Annotated in this window: 20 protein-coding genes; 14 read left to right on the top strand and 6 right to left on the bottom strand. The window is 69.4% G+C overall.

Annotated elements, in window-relative coordinates:
• Positions 1-3 precede the first annotated feature (3 nt).
• Positions 4-1,308 carry an MFS transporter gene (locus tag ABD255_RS28970; RefSeq protein ID WP_344219550.1) on the bottom strand — a complete coding sequence of 435 codons (1,305 nt, stop codon included), beginning with the start codon at positions 1,306-1,308 and terminating at the stop codon, positions 4-6.
• A 181-nt stretch (positions 1,309-1,489) separates the two neighbouring features.
• On the opposite strand from ABD255_RS28970, the gene ABD255_RS28975 reads away from it, so the two are divergent.
• The gene (locus tag ABD255_RS28975) at positions 1,490-2,914 is read left to right on the top strand and encodes a beta-N-acetylhexosaminidase (RefSeq protein WP_344219552.1); all 1,425 of its coding nucleotides are present in this window, start codon (positions 1,490-1,492) and stop codon (positions 2,912-2,914) included.
• A gap of 102 nt (positions 2,915-3,016) precedes the next feature.
• Positions 3,017-4,519, top strand: a complete 1,503-nt coding sequence (locus ABD255_RS28980; RefSeq protein WP_344219553.1) for a WS/DGAT/MGAT family O-acyltransferase — start codon at positions 3,017-3,019, stop codon at positions 4,517-4,519.
• 104 nt (positions 4,520-4,623) lie between these two features.
• On the opposite strand, the gene ABD255_RS28985 is transcribed toward ABD255_RS28980, so the two are convergent.
• Positions 4,624-5,256, bottom strand: a complete 633-nt coding sequence (locus ABD255_RS28985) for a VOC family protein (RefSeq protein WP_344219554.1) — start codon at positions 5,254-5,256, stop codon at positions 4,624-4,626.
• A 78-nt stretch (positions 5,257-5,334) separates the two neighbouring features.
• Positions 5,335-6,075, bottom strand: a complete 741-nt coding sequence (locus tag ABD255_RS28990) for a DUF3109 family protein (RefSeq protein ID WP_344219555.1) — start codon at positions 6,073-6,075, stop codon at positions 5,335-5,337.
• 78 nt (positions 6,076-6,153) lie between these two features.
• Here ABD255_RS28990 and ABD255_RS28995 point away from each other — a divergent pair, with 78 nt between their 5' ends.
• From ABD255_RS28995 to ABD255_RS29020, 6 genes are read left to right on the top strand one after another with little or no spacing between them, the layout of a single operon-like run.
• Positions 6,154-7,086 (top strand): Ppx/GppA family phosphatase, encoded by a 933-nt coding sequence (locus ABD255_RS28995; RefSeq protein WP_344219556.1) that lies wholly within the window; start codon positions 6,154-6,156, stop codon positions 7,084-7,086.
• 22 nt (positions 7,087-7,108) lie between these two features.
• On the top strand, positions 7,109-7,975 hold the full coding sequence (locus tag ABD255_RS29000; RefSeq protein WP_344219557.1) for a sugar phosphate isomerase/epimerase family protein: 867 nt from the start codon (positions 7,109-7,111) through the stop codon (positions 7,973-7,975).
• Positions 7,972-8,586 (top strand): TetR/AcrR family transcriptional regulator, encoded by a 615-nt coding sequence (locus ABD255_RS29005; RefSeq protein ID WP_344219558.1) that lies wholly within the window; start codon positions 7,972-7,974, stop codon positions 8,584-8,586. The genes ABD255_RS29000 and ABD255_RS29005 overlap by 4 nt, the downstream gene beginning before the upstream one ends.
• The gene (locus ABD255_RS29010) at positions 8,583-9,179 is read left to right on the top strand and encodes an HDIG domain-containing metalloprotein (protein ID WP_344219559.1); all 597 of its coding nucleotides are present in this window, start codon (positions 8,583-8,585) and stop codon (positions 9,177-9,179) included. The genes ABD255_RS29005 and ABD255_RS29010 overlap by 4 nt, the downstream gene beginning before the upstream one ends.
• Positions 9,180-9,225: 46 nt before the next feature.
• Complete coding sequence (locus ABD255_RS29015) at positions 9,226-9,948, top strand: ABC transporter ATP-binding protein (RefSeq protein ID WP_344219560.1); 723 nt, start codon at positions 9,226-9,228, stop codon at positions 9,946-9,948.
• Positions 9,945-10,682 (top strand): ABC transporter permease, encoded by a 738-nt coding sequence (locus tag ABD255_RS29020; protein WP_344219561.1) that lies wholly within the window; start codon positions 9,945-9,947, stop codon positions 10,680-10,682. The genes ABD255_RS29015 and ABD255_RS29020 overlap by 4 nt, the downstream gene beginning before the upstream one ends.
• 16 nt (positions 10,683-10,698) lie before the next feature.
• On the opposite strand, the gene ABD255_RS29025 is transcribed toward ABD255_RS29020, so the two are convergent.
• Positions 10,699-11,742 carry a DUF695 domain-containing protein gene (locus ABD255_RS29025; RefSeq protein WP_344219562.1) on the bottom strand — a complete coding sequence of 348 codons (1,044 nt, stop codon included), beginning with the start codon at positions 11,740-11,742 and terminating at the stop codon, positions 10,699-10,701.
• Between the two features lie 185 nt (positions 11,743-11,927).
• On the opposite strand from ABD255_RS29025, the gene ABD255_RS29030 reads away from it, so the two are divergent.
• From ABD255_RS29030 to ABD255_RS29055, 6 genes are all read left to right on the top strand, one after another.
• Entirely contained in the window at positions 11,928-12,857 is a 930-nt protein-coding gene (locus tag ABD255_RS29030; protein WP_344219563.1) for a proline dehydrogenase family protein, read from the top strand.
• Positions 12,858-12,964: 107 nt separating this feature from the next.
• Entirely contained in the window at positions 12,965-13,606 is a 642-nt protein-coding gene (locus ABD255_RS29035; protein ID WP_344219564.1) for an excalibur calcium-binding domain-containing protein, read from the top strand.
• Positions 13,607-13,639: 33 nt separating this feature from the next.
• On the top strand, positions 13,640-14,449 hold the full coding sequence (gene proC, locus ABD255_RS29040) for a pyrroline-5-carboxylate reductase (RefSeq protein WP_344219565.1): 810 nt from the start codon (positions 13,640-13,642) through the stop codon (positions 14,447-14,449).
• A 31-nt stretch (positions 14,450-14,480) separates the two neighbouring features.
• A complete protein-coding gene (locus ABD255_RS29045; RefSeq protein WP_344219566.1) occupies positions 14,481-15,002 on the top strand; it encodes a hypothetical protein in 522 nt (173 codons plus the stop codon).
• A gap of 49 nt (positions 15,003-15,051) precedes the next feature.
• Entirely contained in the window at positions 15,052-15,678 is a 627-nt protein-coding gene (locus tag ABD255_RS29050) for a hypothetical protein (RefSeq protein ID WP_344219567.1), read from the top strand.
• Between the two features lie 62 nt (positions 15,679-15,740).
• A complete protein-coding gene (locus tag ABD255_RS29055; RefSeq protein ID WP_344219568.1) occupies positions 15,741-16,643 on the top strand; it encodes a TIGR03560 family F420-dependent LLM class oxidoreductase in 903 nt (300 codons plus the stop codon).
• On the opposite strand, the gene ABD255_RS29060 is transcribed toward ABD255_RS29055, so the two are convergent.
• Entirely contained in the window at positions 16,640-17,380 is a 741-nt protein-coding gene (locus ABD255_RS29060) for an endonuclease/exonuclease/phosphatase family protein (protein WP_344219569.1), read from the bottom strand. The two genes, ABD255_RS29055 and ABD255_RS29060, sit on opposite strands and share 4 nt — an antisense overlap.
• 38 nt (positions 17,381-17,418) lie before the next feature.
• Positions 17,419-18,387 (bottom strand): tryptophan--tRNA ligase, encoded by a 969-nt coding sequence (gene trpS / locus ABD255_RS29065; RefSeq protein WP_344219570.1) that lies wholly within the window; start codon positions 18,385-18,387, stop codon positions 17,419-17,421.
• Between the last annotated feature and the right edge of the window lie 34 nt (positions 18,388-18,421).

The raw sequence follows: 18,421 nt of genomic DNA on the forward strand, positions 1-18,421 counted from the left end.
ACCCTAGTGCCCCGGTGTCGCACTGGTTTGCTTGGTGGTGGCCGCCAGCAGGGCGACGGGGATCAAGATCAGGCCGCACAGTACTGCGAGCCAGTGGAAGCCGAGGTAGGCCAGGATCGGGCCGGAGGCGGTTCCGGCGATCGACGCGAGGGCTCCCATGGTCAGGTCGGACAGGCCCTGGGCGGAGGTGCGGATGTCCTCCGGGACCGAGCGGGACAGCAAGGTGGATCCCGCGACCAGGCAGGCGGACCAGCCGAGGCCGAGCAGGACCAGGGCGAGGGCGGTGAGGCTGTGGGCCTCGTCCGGAGCCAGGGCGGCGACAGTCATCGCCGAGGCGAGGATGGCCAGGCCGATCCCGATGGTGGGGATACGGCCGAGCTTGTCGGTCAGCCAGCCCATCACCGGCGACAGCGCGTACATGCCGGCCACGTGGGCGCTGATGACGAAACCGACAATGGTCAGGGAGGCGCCGTGGTGGCGCAGATGCACCGCCGTCATCGACATCACCCCGACCATCACCGCATGGGCGGTGGCGATCGCGAGCAGTCCCAGCCTGGCTTGGGGAATCTCCATCACCCGCCGGAAGGTGATGGTCAGCGGCTGGCGTTCGACCTTGGTCCGGACGGTCACCTGATGCAGCCGGCGGAGGCCGAACCAGACAGTGGCGAGCGCCAGGGCGAAGGCGACGACGGAGAAGATGTAGGGCCCGGCCAGCGCGAGAACCCCCACGGTTGTACCGACTGAGCCGCCGATGCCGGTGAGGTTGGGGCCGACGACTACTCCGATGGTGGTTGCCCAGACGACCAGTGAGAGGGACCTGGCGACGTGCTGGGGATCTGCCGCGTCCGTCGCGGCGTACCGGGATTGCAGGTTGGAGGCCGAGCCGCTGCCGAACAGGCAGCCGGCGAACAGCAGCAACGCCAGTGAGTCGATCTGCGCCGCGACGATGCTCAGCAGGGCGCCCGCGGTGGCGATCAGGTAGCCGACGGTCAGGGACATCCGGCGGCCCTGCGATCGGGCGAGCCTGGCCAGCGGTACTGCGAGGATCGCGGCGCCGAGGGTGGTCGATGTGGCCACCAGCCCCGCCATCGACGTCGAGCCGGAGATGTTCTCGGCGAGCAGTCCGGCGACCGCGAACCCGCTGGCGACAGCGACTCCGCCCAGCACGTTGCTGACCACCAGCACCCGCACCGTCCCCTGCTGCAGATCAGCAGCCGTCTCCGGTACTGCGCTGGGCACCGCGTCGGTGGGCCGTCGCGGGGAGGTCGCGGGCCGTTCTGGGCTGGACGGATCGGGGTCGGCGGTCACCCGCTCACCTTCTCACTGACTGGGGCTCCCGGCAGCCTGATTTGCTCCCGGCGAAATGCTCGGCAGTGTTCGAGGGAAATGAATTATGAACAGTTCAGAGCGTGGACCCGACCTGTGGATCCGGTGGTCCGCGCAGGTAGGGTCGCTGAAACCTGGCAGCGCAGACCCCTGGAGAGTCCGGATGTCCGAACAGATCGCGATCGTCCCAGCCCCCCGAGAACTCGTCACCGGCGACGGCCAGTGGGTCACCGAGGACCCGGCCGCCGACGCCGTCCGGACCGTGGTGGAGAACCTCGGCGAGACGGAGTACCGGATCGACGTGACGCCGGACGGCGCGCGGTTGTCCGCCGGATCCGAGGACGCTCTGCGCAACGCCGAGCAGACCTACCGGCAGCTGCTCGACTCGGCCACCGAGGTCGACGGTGGCGTCGCGGTACCGGCCGTGCGGATCGCCGACGCGCCCCGGTTCGGCTGGCGCGGGATGATGCTCGACGTCGCCCGGCACTTCCTGCCGAAGGAGTTCGTGCTGCGGATCATCGACGTGATCGCGCTGCACCGGCTGAACGTGCTGCACCTGCACCTGACCGACGACCAGGGCTGGCGGGTCGAGATCGAGGCCTTCCCCAAGCTCACCGAGGTCGGTGCCTGGCGACCGGAGTCGATGGTCGGCAAGATGGCGCACGGCCAGACCGAGTTCGAGTACGACGGGACCCGGCACGGCGGCTTCTACACCAAGGACGACCTGCGCGAGATCGTCGCGTACGCCGCCGACCGGGGCATCACCGTCGTCCCCGAGATCGACCTGCCGGGGCACATGCAGGCCGCGATCGCGGCGTACCCGGAGCTCGGCAACAACCCGGACACGCAGCTCGGAGTACGGCAGATCTGGGGCATCAGCGACGACGTGCTGAACGTCAACGACGAGACCGTCGAGTTCGTGAAGACCGTGCTGCGCGAGGTGCTGGAGATCTTCCCCGGCCCGTACATCCACCTCGGCGGCGACGAGTGCCCGGACGTGCAGTGGCGTACTTCGGACGCGGCGCAGGCGCGGCAGGCCGAGCTCGGGCTCACCGACGCGGGGCAGTTGCAGGGGTGGTTCACCGAGCAGGTGGCGGCGGTGCTGACCGAGGGCGGCCGGCGGCTCGTCAACTGGGACGAGATGGTCGAGACCGACTGCCCGAAGGACGCGGTGATCATGGCGTGGCGTGGTCCCGACCGCGGCGAGGTCGCGGCGAAGGCGGGCCACGACGTGGTGATGGCGCCGAACCAGTCCGTCTACTTCGACTACTACCAGGGCGACCCGGAGACCGAGCCGCTGGCGATCGGGCACTTCACCCCGCTGGAGAAGGTGTACGACTTCGAGGTGGTCCCGCCCGGCCTGACCGACGAGGAGCAGGCCCGGATCGTGGGAACGCAGTGCCAGGTCTGGACGGAGTACATGGAGGACCCCGAACGCGTCGGCTACATGCTCCTCCCACGCCTGTCCGCCTTCGCCGAACGAGCCTGGGGCTCCCCGAAAACGTCGTACGACGAGTTCCTCACCCGCCTCCGCCCCCACCTGAAGCGAATCGAGGCCCTCGGCGTGAACTACCGCCCACTCGACTGACCGCCTGACAGCGGGGCCACCTCCACTGTGGAGGTGGCCCCGCTGTTTGCTGTCTGGGCAGTTAAGTCATAGCTTCGGAGGGCATCGACACCGGGAGGACGGATGACCGCGGTGGGGCCGCTGGATGCGATGTTCTTGCTGGGGGAGACGCGCGAGCAGCCGATGCACGTCGGCGGGCTGATGTTGTTCGAGTTGCCGGAGGGTGCGCGGGACCAGGTGTTCCCGGACGGGACGCGGGATTACGTGTCGCGGCTCTACCAGGACATCACCGAGAACCAGACGATCAATCCGGTCTTCGGCCGGCGGGTGCGGAACCGTCCGCTGGACCTCGGGTACTGGACGTGGGAGCAGGACGACGAGATCGACCTGCAGTACCACGTCAGGCTGTCCGGGCTGGCGCGGCCGGCGCGGTACCGGGAGTTGTTCGAGCTCACCAGCAGGCTGCACGGCACGCTGCTCGATCGGCGCCGGCCGTTGTGGGAGATGCAGTTGATCGAGGGCGTGCAGGGGCGGCGGTTCGCGATCTACACCAAGATCCACCATTCGATGGTCGACGGCGTCACCGCCCTCCGCTGGATGCAGCAGATGCTCACCACCGACCCGACGAAAACTGGAATGCCTGCGCCCTACGCCCTACCGATAGAACAGCCAGGCGGGCTAGGCGAGTGGGCTCGCAGTGATCGGGTGGAGCCAGCGGTGGGGAGTGGGCAGCACGTGGTTGCTGGTGGAGGGCCGTCGTTGGCTGAGCTCTTCGCGGCGGTGGGGCGGATTCCGGCTGAAGCCGGCCGGGCTGTTGGTGGGGTAGGACGGGTGCTCGGGGATCTGGCCGGGCTCTCGTCGGTTGGTCTGCGTGGTGCGTTCAGGAGGCTGCAGAGCGAGAACTCGTCGGTCGCGTTCCAAGCCCCGCAGACGATCTTCAACCAGCCCATCACCGGCGCCCGCAGGTTCGCGGCCCAGTCCTGGCCGATGGAACGACTGGAGAAGGTCCGCGCGAACACCGGCGCCACCCTGAACGACGTGATGCTCGCGATGTGTTCGGGTGCCCTACGCAACTACCTGCTGGAGCTGAATGCCCTTCCGGACAAGGCGTTGACGGCAATGGTGCCGGTCTCGCTCAGAGGTTCCTCCGACACCGCCGCTCCGGGCGGAGCGAACTCCCTGGCGACGCTGGTCGCCGACCTGGCCACCGACCAGCCCGACCCCGAACGCCGGATCCGCCGCATCATGGAGTCCACTGCCGGCGGCAAGCAGTTCCTGTCCCAGCTGAGCCCCCTGCAGAACCTGATGATGGGAGCCATCGGCGTCGGCTCGGCGGGTCCGGCCGCAGTCATCCCAGGACTAGCCGGCCGCACCGCCCCGCCGTACAACCTGGTGATCTCGAACATCCCCGGCCCGGCAGAGAGCCCGCTGTACTGGAACCGCTCGCGCCTGCTCGGCATGTACCCCGCGTCGATCGTCCTCAACGGCCAGGCCCTGAACATCAGCGTCACCAGCTACGCCCACCAACTCCACTTCGGCCTCACCGGCTGCCGCCGCACCGTCCCCCACCTCCAGCGCCTCCTCACCCACCTGGAGACAGCCCTGACCGAGCTGGAACTCCTCTAGATAAGCCGTCGACGCGGGGTGCAGCCCGTCATCACCCGGCAGGATGCCTCAGGCAACCATCTCCCAGTACGCCGCCGACCCACAACACGTCCCGGCGGAGGAGCTCACAACCTGACGATGCCCGCCGGGGTCTGGAAGACGGCGGCGACGAGGCCGGGCTGGCCGTTCGGGCCGACCCAGGCGACGTCGAGGTCGTCGAGCAGGTGGTCGGCCGGGTGGCCGATCCAGTCGGTGACGCGGGTCGGGTCGCCGGCGATCTCCAGGCCGGTCAGCTTGACGCCCTTACCCCCGACCGACGGGTGCTGGCTCAGGTCGTCCCAGTGGATGAAGAACGGCAGTTGCGGGTCGGAGATCAGGCCCTTCACGCCGATCTGGCGCCAGGTGATGTTCGCGCCGTCCGGGCGGTGCCGGTTGCCGGGGACGGCCTCGCGGCCGAGCCGCTTCTCCATCCGCTCCATGTCGCGGACCGCGACGACCCAGCCGAGCCAGCCGCCACCCAACTCCTTGCGGGCGCGGACGGCCTGGCCGAACGGCGCCTTGTCCGAGGACGGGTGGTCGAGCACGTCGACCACCTCGATGTAGCGGTCGTTCTCCAGCGGCAGGACGTGGTTCACCGTGCCGAAGCGCGGGTGCACCCCGCCGTCGACGAACTCCGCGCCGAGCGCGGCGGACAACCGCTCGACCGTGGCTTGGTAACCGTCAGGGCCGGCGGCGTACGAAAGATGATCCAAGCGCATGCGCATCATTCTGGCGGCAAACGGTTGACCGCGCGGACCCGGGGTGTCGAAGAAAGGCAACCCTTAGTTGGGAAGCGGCTACTTCGACGCGGGGTGCGGCAGCAACGGCCGGGCCGCTTCGAGGTGCCGCCGGCAGTACTCCGCCAGTACGTCGTACGCCTTCAGTCCCATCAGCGTCTGCAGTTCGACCTTGCTCGACTCGAACACCGCCTCGACCGCGATGTGGGCCTCGGTGTTGCCGGTGCAGTACCAGTCCAGGTCGTGCCCGCCCGGCCCCCAGCCGCGCCGGTCGTACTCGCCGATCCCGACCTCCGTGTACGACGTACCGTCCGGGCGCTCGACCTCGCGGAAGGTGCGGCGGATCGGCAGTTGCCAGCACACGTCCGGCTTGGTCTCGACGAAGTGCACGCCCTGCTTCAGCGCCAGCCCGTGCAGCGCGCAGCCACCGCCGCCGGCGAAGTCCGGCCGGTTCAGGAAGATGCAGGCGCCTTCCCAGACGCGGGTCTTGCGGTCGCCGTCGTCGTCGGTCTCGACCCAGCCGTTCTTCTTCCCCTCCTTGCGGAACTGCCAGTCCTCGCTGCCCAGTTGCTTGACGTACGTCTTCACCCGGGCCTCGTCGTCGGCGTCGGAGAAGTGCGCGCCGAGGGTGCAGCAGCCGTCGTTCGGCCGGCCCTTGTAGATGCCCTGGCAGCCTCCGCCGAAGATGCACGTCCAGTTCGACGTCAGCCAGGTCAGGTCACAGCGGAACACCTGGTCGGCGTCGTCGGGATCGACGAACTCGACATAGGCACGGGGGAAGTCAAGAGATACCTCAGGCACTCCGAAAGAGTACGTCGTCGGAGCCGATACCCCGGCATGCCCGCCAGGTGAACACCAGGAGTCCAGTAGCGTGAGGGTATGCGGCTCGGCGTACTCGACGTGGGATCCAACACCGTCCACCTCCTCGTGGTGGACGCACACCGTGGTGCCGCGCCGCTGCCGGCGTACTCGCACAAGACCGAGCTCCGGCTGGCCGAGCATCTGGAGAAGGACGGCAAGATCGCCCAGTCGGGAGCCGACGGGCTGGTCTCGTTCGTCAAGGAGGCGGCCGAGCTGGCCGAGGACAAGGGCTGCGAGTCCGTGCTCGCCTTCGCCACCTCCGCGCTGCGCGAGGCCCCGAACGGCGAGAAGGTGCTGGACCGGGTCCGCAAGGAGTCCAAGATCGACCTGCAGGTGCTGACCGGTCAGGACGAGGCCCGGCTGACCTTCCTCGCCGTCCGGCGCTGGTTCGGCTGGTCGTCCGGCCGGCTGGCCGTCTTCGACATAGGAGGCGGGTCGCTGGAGATCGCGGCCGGGTCGGACGAGGAGCCGACGGTCGCCGTGTCCGTCCCGCTGGGGGCCGGCCGGCTGACCCGGGAGTCGCTCACCCAGGACCCGCCCGGCAAGGACGAGGTCAAGGCGCTGCGCAAGCGGATCCGGGTGGAGATGGCGGCGGTGGCGGGCGACGTACTGCGGGCCGGCAAGCCGCAGCGGTCCGTTGCCACCAGCAAGACGTTCCGGTCGCTGGCCCGGATCTGCGGGGCGGCTCCGTCCGAGGACGGCCCGTACGTGCCGCGGTCGCTCGACCGCGAGGACCTGGCCGAGTGGATGCCCAAGCTGATCGGCATGACCGCGTCCGAGCGCGCTGACCTGCCGGGTGTCTCCAGCGGCCGGTCCAGTCAGCTGGTCGCGGGCGCGCTGGTGGCCGACGCCGTGATGGACCTGTTCGACCTGACCTCGCTCGAGGTCTGCCCGTGGGCCTTGCGCGAAGGCGTGATCCTGTCCCGGCTTGACCAGCTGCAACCCCGATGACCCCCTGCGAAGGCACGCCACGATGACCCCCCGCGACACTGCACGAATCGGCCTCTCCAACGCCTCGGTCTATCCGGAGTCGACCGCCAGCTGCTTCGAGCTGGCGGCGCGGCTCGGCTACGACGGCGTCGAGGTGATGGTGGGGATCGACCCGCTCAGCACCCAGGTCGACGCGATCCAGCGGCTGGTCGACTACCACCAGTTGCCGGTGCTGGCGATCCACGCGCCGTGCCTGCTGATCACCCAGCGGGTCTGGGGGACCGACCCGTGGGAGAAGCTCGACCGCAGTGCCGAGGCGGCGAAGGCGCTCGGCGCGGACGTCGTCGTGGTCCACCCGCCGTTTCGCTGGCAGCGCGACTACGCCCGCGGCTTCGTCGAGGGGATTGCGCGGCTGGAGGCGGAGACCGGGGTCATCTTCGCGGTCGAGAACATGTACCCGTGGCGGGCGCCGGGCAAGGGCCTGCAGGCGTACGCGCCGAGCTGGGACCCGACCGAGCAGAGCTACGCGCACACCACTCTCGACCTGTCGCACTCCTCGACCGCCGAGCAGGACTGCGTCGAGCTCGCCGCGACGATGGGCAGCACGCTCAAGCACGTCCACCTGACCGACGGGACCGGCTCGGCCAAGGACGAGCACCTGGTTCCGGGGCGCGGTACGCAGCGGGCTGCCGATCTGCTGCACGGCCTGGCGAACCGGGACTTCCGCGGTCACATTATCATCGAGATCAACACCCGGCGCGCGACCAGCCGGTCCGAGCGCGAGGTCGATCTGATCGAGTCGCTCGACTTCACCCGCAAGCACTTCGTCCGGACCACCGACGCCGCCGCGTCCCGGCGCTCGGCCTTCGCCGTGACCAGCGACGGCGAGGTGTCGGAGCTCAACTCGTGAGCCCCGCTACGCCAGACCCAGCCGGCAAACCGCGTACGGCCGGGCGGCGCCCTGGTGGCCCCGACACCAGAGGTGAGATCCTCGCCGCAGCCCGGGAATCCTTCGCGGGCAAGGGATTCGCCGGTACTTCGCTCCGCGCGGTGGCCCGTGAGGCGGGCGTGGACGCCGCGCTGGTGCACCACTACTTCGGCGGCAAGGACGAGTTGTTCATCGAGGCGCTAGCCCTCCCGATCGACCCGCGCCAGGTGGCCGCGCAGATCCTCGCCGGCCCGCCGGATGAGCTCGGCCGCCGCATCGTGACCGTCTTCCTCGGCGTCTGGGAGTCCCCCGACGGCCAGCAACGAATGAAGGCCCTCCTGCGCAGCGTGGTCAGCAGCGAGGACGTGGCCCGGCTGATGCGCGAGGGCATCACCAAGATGATCATCCACCCGGTCGCCGAGACCCTCGAACTGCCCGACGCCGAACTCCGCGTCTCGCTGGTCGCCACCCACCTCATCGGCATGGCCCTGTCCCGCTACCTGATCGAGCTGGAGCCCATAGCCTCCGCCGACGTCCAGACCCTGATCAACCGAATGGCCCCCACAATCCAGCACTACCTGACCGCGCCGTGACGCTGCCCTCCGACGAAGAGATCCGCGCTCTGCACGAGAAGTACGCTCCGACCGCAGCGGCCTTCGAACTCGTCCAGACGCATTGCCGGATCGTCTGCGAGATCGCCGAACAGCTGATCGTGACGAACGATCTCGCGGTCGACGTCGAACTGGTCCGGGCAGGCAGCTTGCTCCACGACATCGGCGTCTACCGCCTATACGACGTCGGCGGCGAGCTCGACCCCACGGACTACATCCGCCACGGCATCCTCGGCGAAGAAGTTCTCCGCGACCTCGGTCTCCCGGACGCGCTCGGGCGGTTCTGCTCACACCACACCGGCGTCGGCCTGACCCGCGACGACATCCAACGGCAGAGACTGCCACTTCCTCCGGGCGACTTTCTGCCCGAGTCGGTGGAGGAGGAGTTGGTTCTGTACGCCGACAAGTTCCACAGCAAGCGCGGTGCCGGGGTGTTCGTCAGTGCGGACACCTACGCGACGAGTGTGCGGCGCTTCGGGCCGGACAACGTACGGCGTTTCGCGGCGCTGCGGCAGCGGTACGGCGTACCGGATCTCGGGGCGTTGGCGCAGGCGACCGGACATGCGCTGAGCTGAGCTTTCAGGTGTTGCGGTGGGTGGCGGTGAGAGCTAAATTCATCACATGGTGAAAAACGCGGTGACGTGCCGGGACGTGGTCGTCGTGCGGGGGGAACGAGAGGTGCTGCACGGGCTCGGATTCGGCCTGCGGCAGGGGTCGGTGACGGGGTTGCTCGGGCCGTCGGGGTGTGGGAAGACGACGTTGATCCGGGCGATCGTGGGCTTGCAGGCCAAGGTCACCGGGGACGTCGAGGTGCTCGGGCTGCCGGCCGGGGCGCCCAAGCTCAGGGAGCGGATCGGATACGTCACGCAGGAGCCCAGCGTGTACGGCGACCTCACCGTGACCGAGAACCTGCGCTTCTTCGCCGCGGTGCTCGGAGTCGCGGCGGACGACGTCGAGCGGGTGATCGACGCGGTGGACCTGCGCAGTCACGCCGACGCGCGGGTGGACCGGCTGTCCGGCGGGCAGAAGTCGCGGGCCTCGCTGGCGGCCGCGTTGCTCGGCAACCCGGAGTTGCTGGTGCTCGACGAACCGACGGTCGGCCTGGATCCGGTCCTGCGCCGCGATCTGTGGGAGTTGTTCCACCGGCTTGCGGACGACGGCGCCACGCTGCTGGTGTCGAGCCACGTGATGGACGAGGCGAGTCGTTGCGACCGTCTGTTGCTGATGCGCGAAGGCGACCTGCTCGCCGACGAGACCCCGCAGGCGTTGCTCGAATCGGCCGGCACCGGCGACCTCGAACAGGCCTTCCTCACCCTGATCGACCGGAAAGCAGGTGCGCGATGACTCCGCGAGTGACGTTGGCCGTGGCGGCCCGGGTGATCGCCCAGTTGCGCCGGGACCACCGGACCGTGGCGATGCTGATCGTCGTACCGGCCGTGCTCATCGCCCTGATGTGGTGGATCTTCCTCGATTCCCCCGCCACCTTCGACCGGGTCGGCGGTCCGCTGCTGGCGGTGTTCCCGGCGATCATCATGTTCATCGTCACCTCGGTCGCCACCTTGCGGGAGCGATCCACCGGCACTCTGTCCCGGCTGTTCACCCTGCCGATGGGCAAGCTGGACTTCCTGCTCGGCTACGCGCTCGCGTTCGCACTGATCGCCGTGGTGCAGGCGGTCGTGGTGGTGTCGATCTCGCTCTACGCGCTCGACCTGGACATCCAGGGCGACGCCTGGCAACTCGGCGTGGTCGCGGTGCTCGACGGCGTCCTCGGTACTGCGCTCGGCCTGTTCGCGAGCGCGTTCGCCGCCACCGAGTTCCAGGCGGTTCAAATGATGCCGGCTGTGATGATCCCGCAACTCCTGCTCTGCGGACTCTTCGTCCCGCGCGAGAACCTGCCCGACGTACTGCAGGCCGTCAGTGACGTGCTGCCACTCTCGTACGCCGTCGACGCGGTCATTGGAGTTGCCCAGGGCAACGGATTCGACAGCGGCGCGGGCACCGACACCATGGTCGTCCTCGCCTTCATCCTCGGCGCTCTCGCCCTGGGCGCCGCGACCCTCAAACGCCGGACGGCCTAGTGTCCTGAGTCGGACATTAGCTGAGGTGGCGGACGGCTTCCCAGGCTGCGTCGGGGGAGACGGCGAGGGTGACCGGGCCGTCCGGCCAACCGGTGGTCGCGGCCTGGAGTTGAGCGGCGGCCGGGGTGGTGCCGTCGACGTAGTAGTGCAGGATCCGGGAGCCGTCCGCCGTCTCGTGCGCGAGCAGCCGGCCCGAGTCGCCGAGCCGCGCGGTGAGATGGTCCTCGAAGTCGCGTAAATGGCTCAGGGTCTCGTCTTGCGGGAGCCCGTCGTCGCGGGCAGCGAGGTAGGGCACCGACACGGCGACATGGGTGTCCAGGTGCGGCAGTTGGATCGACCGAAGCGGAACCATCGCGGTCGCCACCAGGCGATGCCCGGCAGCGGTCGTGCCCTCCATCAGCCGCCAGCTCGGCCCACCGTCCTCGGCGACGTGATCAGCGGCGAACGCGGCAACAGCCGGCAGCAACTGAGCAATCGGTACTGCGTCCGCCGGGCGCTCCACCGCGGTCTCGATCGCGCCGACCCAGGTCTCGACGAGTTCCTCGCCGAGGACCAGGTCGAGCAGCAGGAAGGTGACCCGCTTCTGCAGGTGCTCGGGGAGTTGGCTGAAGGTCGGGTGGTGAACGCCGACGTGCAGGGCCGCCTCACGCAGGTCCGTCTCGATCGTGACCAGGGCCGCGTCGATCTGAACCGGCGGCATCCCCTCGAACTGGATGGTGACGTCGGGGGCCGGGCGGCGCATGTCGGCGTACTCCCAGACGTGGTCGGAGGGCGGGGCGGCGCGCAGCCAGCGGCGGGCGACGGCGCGGGTGCCGGGATCGCCGGCCGCGGTCACCACCAGGACGTGTTCGGCGTGCAGTCCCGGACCGAGTTCCCAGTCGAGGTTGCCGTGGATCCGGCCGACGTGCTTGGACAGGGCGTCGGCGGTGGCGCTCGGGTCCTGCCGCGCGATGGCGGCGGCGACCTCGGCCGCTCCGGTGGCCGTCCACCAGGCCCAGAACGCGCCGATCGGATCACCGGTCGCGACGGCGGCCTTGCGGCGGCGCTTGAACAAAGGCATATCCGCATCCTCTCTCGGAGGCAGGCCAGAGGGAATCGGAGCCACGGCGCCCTGTTAGGACCACCGGCACCACTGGTGTGGTTCTGGCCACACTCCCGCCGGGGATTAGGGGGCGTCCGGTCCAGCCGCGTAGCCTGCTGACACCCCTGGCAATTGGGGCCGGTGGTGATGAGGAGGAACGCGAAGTGCTTCGGCGAATCCTGCTGGGCGTGTCCCGCAGCCCCCAGATCAAGAAGGCCGTCTCGGCGATGCCGGTGTCCAGCGGCATCGTGGCCCGGTTCGTCGCCGGCGAGACCACCCCCGAGGCCGTGCTGGCCACGGAGAAGCTGGTCAGCAACGGCCTCCACGTCACCCTCGACCACCTGGGCGAGGACGTCACCGATCTGGCCCAGGCCACGGCCACCGCCGACGCCTACCTCGAGCTGCTCCGGGCGCTGGCCGAAGCCGGCCTGACCGCGAACGCCGAGGTGTCGGTGAAGCTGTCCGCCGTCGGCCAGGCGCTGCCCGGCGACGGCGAGAAGATCGCGCTGGAGAACGCCCGGACGATCTGCCACGCCGCCCGCAACGCCGGCACGACGGTGACGCTGGACATGGAGGACCACACCACCACGGACTCCACCCTGAGCATCCTGCGCGAGCTCCGGCAGGACTTCCCCGAGACGGGTGCCGTGCTGCAGGCCTACCTGCACCGCACCGAGGGCGACTGCCGCGACCTGGCCACCACCGGCTCCCGGGTGCGGCTGTGCAAGGGCGCCTACAAGGAGCCCGAGTCGGTCGCGTACCAGGACAAGCGCGCGGTGGACAAGGCGTACGTCCGGGCGATGAAGATCCTGATGAACGGCGAGGGCTACCCGATGATCGCGTCGCACGACCCGCGGCTGATCGCGATCGCCGGCTCGCTGGCCGACCGCGCCGGTCGCGAGCGCGGCAGCTACGAGTACCAGATGCTCTACGGCATCCGCCCCGAGGAGCAGCTCCGGCTCTCCCGCGACGGCCAGACCGTCCGCGTCTACATCCCGTACGGCGAGGACTGGTACGGCTACCTGGTCCGCCGCCTCGCCGAGCGTCCGGCCAACCTCCAGTTCTTCGCCCGCTCCTTGATCAGCAAGAAGTAGGCCTACCCGATCGGCCGGTGGGTGCTCACGTAGCGCCCACTATGCGTAGCGGTGCGTTCTCTGCCTAGGCTGCCTGCGGTTGGACAACCTCAGGAGGGGATGTTCGCGTGAGGCAATTCAACGCGCCGCCCGGCTGGCCCGATCCGCCCAACGCGCGCTGGCGACCGCCCAAACGCTGGCGGCCGGACGCGTCCTGGCCGGCTGCTCCGGCGGGCTGGGCGTTCTGGATCGACGAGGACGACCACCCGGTGCGTGGGCCGCTCGGCCGGTTCGGCGGACCCAGCCTGGTCCGCTACGGCGGAGCGGCGGCGATCGTGATCGCGCTGATCGGGCTGGTGCTGGTCAACCCCTTCGGTGGCGGCGATACCGACCAGGTCTCCGGACCGACGGTGCAAGAGACCGCGGCGGCGCCGAGCACGACGGTCCCGCCCGGTACTGCGGAGCCGTCCGAGGTGGAGACGCCAAGCGCGACACCGTCTCCAACGCCGACATCCACCGGGAGCGTGGTGAGGGAACCCCTTCCGACGCCCACCCCCAGTACGCCGAGGCCCAGTACGCCGACCAGGAGCCCGTCCCCCTCGCCCCAGCAGAAAACGACTCCGGCTGATTCCTCTGGTGTCGTCAGCTACCTGAGCTGCGCCGAGGTGCGGGCCGCCGGGAAGGCTCCCCTCCGGGAAGGCGACCTGGGATACACGCGGGAGTTGGACCGCAACGGTGACGGCGTCGCCTGCGATCGGGGTAACTCCTGAGCCTCGGCCGAGTCGCAGCACTAGGCTGAGCGCATGACCAGTAACGGGCAGGTGGCCATTCTTGGCGCCGGTGTGATGGGTGAGACGTTGCTTTCCGGGCTGCTGCGGGCCGGGCGGCGACCGGAGGAGTTGCTCATCACCGAGCGCCGCGAGGAGCGTGCCGTCGAGCTGCGCGAGCGGTACGGCGTGGACGTGGTGACGAACGTGGACGCCGCCGCGAAGGCGGAGACCCTCGTGCTGGTGGTCAAGCCCCAGGACATGCCTGAACTGCTCGCCGAGATCGCTCCGGCGGTCCAGCCCTCCCAGACCATCGTCTCCCTCGCCGCTGGTATCACCACTGGATTCATCGAGTCCCGGCTGCCCGCGGGGGTCGCGGTCGTCCGGGTCATGCCGAACACCCCGGCCCTGGTCGACGAGGGGATGGCCGCGATCTCCCGCGGCGCCCACTGCGACGAGAGCCACCTGGTCCTGGCCGAGGGCCTGCTGGCCGCGACCGGCCGGGTCATCCGGGTGCCGGAGAAGCAGCAGGACGCGGTGACCGCGATCTCGGGATCCGGCCCGGCCTACATCTTCTTCGTGGTCGAGTCGATGATCGAGGCGGGCGTGCACATGGGCCTGCCGCGATCCACCGCGACCGACCTCGTCGTCCAGACCCTCTTCGGCTCGGCGAAACTCCTGCGCGAGACCGGCGAACACCCGACCGTCCTCCGCGAACGCGTCACCTCACCGGGCGGAACCACCGCGGCCGCAGTACGGGAACTGGAGGACCACAAGGTCCGCGCGGCATTCCTGTCCGCCATCGAGGCCGCCCGAAACCGCTCCCGCGCCCTTGCCGCCGAGTAACCCGGCGTCGGCTCCCGTTCCCGCAGCGGTGATGCCACCGCTGCCGTGGTCACCGAAGCTGGAGCACCAATTCCTGCGCGGGCCGTGGTGGATCGCGTTGCTGGCCGCCGTCGGTTTCAAGGTGGTGGATCTGGTTCGCGACGACCAGATCAGCTGGTGGGAGTGGGGCTCCGCGCCGGGAGCGCTGCTCGCCCTGTGGGGTGTCCTGGTGCCCGCGGTCGAACGTCTTACTGTCACCTCGGACGGAATCGTCGTCTCCGGGCCTGTGTTGCGACGGAAGTACAGCTGGCGGACGATCGAGGCGATCGAGCTCGGCCGCAAGCCGAACGTGACGGTCGACCTCGGGCGGCGGGGGCGGCATACCTTTTCGTACGACGGCAAGAACGGCCGGCCGTCGCAGGTGGAAGTAGCCGGGGTGCTGCAGCGGGGGTGGTTTCTCAACACCTCGGGGTTGACCACTTACCGGGTGTCGTTATCCTGGGGCGCCGCAGTCTTTCTGCCGGCGGTCGCGGCGGTCGTCGCGGCGACGGCCTGGGCCTTGTTCAAGGGATGAATCGATGTCGGGTCAGCTGATCGGGGCTGATGGGTCTAGGGTCCCGCCCATGGGAAATCGTTCGGGTGGCACCGATGACGCTGCCGCGCGCCCTGATGTGAGCGCCGATGTGCGGCCTGAAACGCGCGCTGCCTCCGACGCGCAGTCGCCTGCGGTGGAACGGCTTCCGGCGTTGCCCTGGCGGGTGCCGCTGGATCCGGCGCCGTGGTGGGCCTGGGCCTTGTTCGTGGTGCCGTTCATCGCCGTGCCCGTCCTCAACTCCTGGCTCTGGATGGGAGCCCGCGACTTCCTCGCGGTCGGCCTGTTCACGCTGATCGGCGCCTCGGTGGTCCGCGTCGCCGGCGGGGTGGTGCTGTACCGCGTGGAGATCACGGAGACCGCCCTGAAGGCGCGGACCAGCCTGCTCGTCCGCAGTCTCGCCTGGCAGGACGTGGACGATATCGAGGTCGTCGACGGCTCGGTCGTGCTGACCAACGGCAAGGACGAGAACGAGATCAACGGCATCGTGCAGGACCGGACCGCGTACTCCGCCGCCGTCATGCAGGCCGCCCGCGAGGCAGCCGCCGACCGCCCGGTACGCCGGTCCCGGCCGCGCCCGGGCATCGGCGTTCTCTGCGTCCTGGCCTATCTGGTCCTAGCCGTCGGCGCCTTCCTCTACCGCTGGCAGTTGGTCTAACCACCCACCGCTCCGCCGGAATCACTGGTTGCCGACTGGCAAGTATCTATAGGGTCGGTTCCATGGACTTCTCTTTGTGGCCGGCCGCGAGCCGGAGTTGGCAGGAAGTGCTCGAAGGCACGGAGTACGCCGAGCGGACCGGGTGGCACGGCGTCTGGGTCGCCGACCACTTCATGCAGAACGGCGACGACCTCTCCGTCCCGGTCAACGAGTGTCTCGCCTTGCTGGCGGGCCTGGCCGCGCGGACCAGCCGAGTCCGGGTGGGATCGATGGTGCTCGGCAACACCTACCGGCATCCCGCGGTGGTGGCGAACCAGGCGGCGACCCTCGACCAGATGAGCAACGGCCGGTTCGTCCTCGGCATCGGCGCCGGCTGGCAGGTGAACGAGCACGAGGTGTACGGGATCGAGTTGCCGCCGGTCCGCGAGCGGCTGGCCCGGTTCGAGGAGGCCTGCCAGGTGATCAAGGGTCTGCTCACCGAGGAGCGGACGAGCTTCGACGGCAGGTACTACCAGCTCAGCGGAGCGCCGCTCGAGCCGAAGCCGTCGCAGCTGCCGATCCTGATCGGCGCGGCCGGGGAGAAGGTTGCCCTGGGCATCGTCGCGAAGTACGCCGACGAGTGGAACCACTGGGGCCGGCCGGAGCTCGCAGTACAGAAGGGCAAGGCGTTCCAGGCGCACTGCGAGAAGATCGGCCGCGACCCCGCCACCGTCCGGCGATCCACCCAGGCCATCACCGAGATCGTCGTACCGGGTGACACCGAGGCGGCCGAGCGCAAGCAGCGGCTCGAGGAACGTGGCATGCACGTGGTGATGGGATCCGCGCAGGAGGTGCTCGACACCGTCGCGCAGTACCCGGCGGCCGGGATCGACGAGTTCCTCGTCCCCGACTCCTTCCTCGGCTCCGGCGAGCGCCGCTTCGACGCTCTCGAACGCCTCCGCGAAGAGGTCTTCGCCAAGCTTTAGAGCTCGAGGGTGGCCACTACCGGCCAGTGGTCGCTCGGCAGGCGACCGTCGGGCCGGTAGTGCGACACCTCGGCGTCGATCACCTTCCACCCCGCGGTGAGGAGGATGTGGTCGATGCGCTCCTGATCGGTCGCGCCGGTGAAGTCGTGCCAGCTCCCGCCCGCCTCCGCCGGTACGGCGAGCCGCAGGCCGGCGGTCGTCAGCGCCTTCAGCGGCGGCGAGTCCGGCGTCGCGTTCAGGTCGCCCATGACGATCCACGGCAGCGCGCCGGCCGTCCAGTCCGCGATCAACCGCGACGATTCGGCCTGGGCGACCTCGCCGGCGTGGTCGTAGTGCGTGTTCAGTACGCCGACCCGGGCGCCGTCGGGGTGACGCAGCCAGGCCAGCGTGGCGATCCGGGTCAGATGCGCGTCCCAGCCGACCGAGCCCGGAGTACCGGGATCGAGCGACAGCCACCGCGTCTCGTGAGACTCCAGCTGCCAAGGGCCTCGGACCATCACCACGGAGTGCTCGCCTGCGCTGAGGCCGTCGTCCCGCCCCGCGCCGACGATCTCGTACTCAGCGAACCGCGCGCGCAGGTAGTCCAACTGGTCGGGCAGCACCTCCTGCAGCCCGACCACGTCGGCGTCCAGCGCCTCGATCGCCTGTGCGGTCGCCTCCCGCCGGACCGGCCACGCGTTGGCGCCGTCCGGCGCCGAGGAGTTCCGGATGTTGAACGTCGCCACGCGCAGTCGCACCTGGCCGGGGTGGTTTGAGGGGGTCGGCGATTGTGGAGTCACACGGCCGATCCTGCCAAACCCATCGCCCGCACCGCCGCCTGGAGTCGCGGAGCGCTCGCCTCGATCGCCCGATCCCGCCCTTCCGCGAGCATCGCGTCCACCGCGCCGGGATCCGACGCGAGCCGCGCGTACTCCTTCTGCAACGGCTCGATCACGGCGAGCACAGCGTCCGCCACGTCCGCCTTCAACGCCCCGTACGTCGTGTACGCCGTCGCCAGCTCGACCGGATTCCCGTCGGTGCACGCGGCCAGGATCTCCAGCAGGTTGGTGATTCCCGGCTTCTGCTCCTCGTCGTGGCGCACCTCGGTGCCGGAGTCCGTCACCGCCCGCATGATCTGCCGGCGGATCACGTCCGGCGGATCCAGCAGCCGGATCGTTCCGACCGCGTCGTCCACGTCGGACTTGCTCATCTTCGCCGTGGGATTCGCCAGGTCCTTGATCCGCATCGCCAGCGCGGCCTTCTGGAGTTGCGGCACCACGAACGTCTCGCCGTACTCCCGGTTGAACCGGATCGCGATGTCCCGGGCCAGTTCGACGTGCTGGTCCTGGTCACCACCCACCGGGACCCGGTCGGTCCCGTAGAGCAGGATGTCGGCCGCCATCAGACACGGATAGGTGAACAGCGAGGCCCGGGTCATCGGTCTGCCGTTGCCCTTCTCCTTGTACTGGATCATCCGCGACAGCTCCCCGACGTACGAGGTGCACTCGAGCAGGTAGGCGAGCTGTGCGTGGGCCGGCACATCCGACTGCACGAACACCGTGCCCGGTGGCAGCCCGGCGGCGAGCATCAACGTCGCCATCTCCCGTGTCAGCGTTCTGAGCCGCCGTGAATCGTGCCTCGTCGTCATCGCGTGCATGTTCGCGACGAAGTAGAACCCGTCCGGGTCGTCGAACCGGCGCAGCGCTCCGAGGTGGTTGCCGAGCGTCAGCCGCCCGGACGGGGTGATACCGGAAAGTGAGGTCATCTCTGTCAGTCCTTCGGTTGTTCAGGCCTCACCG

Source organism: Kribbella sancticallisti (assembly GCF_039530625.1).
In the GTDB taxonomy this organism is placed as follows: Bacteria; Actinomycetota; Actinomycetes; order Propionibacteriales; family Kribbellaceae; genus Kribbella; species Kribbella sancticallisti.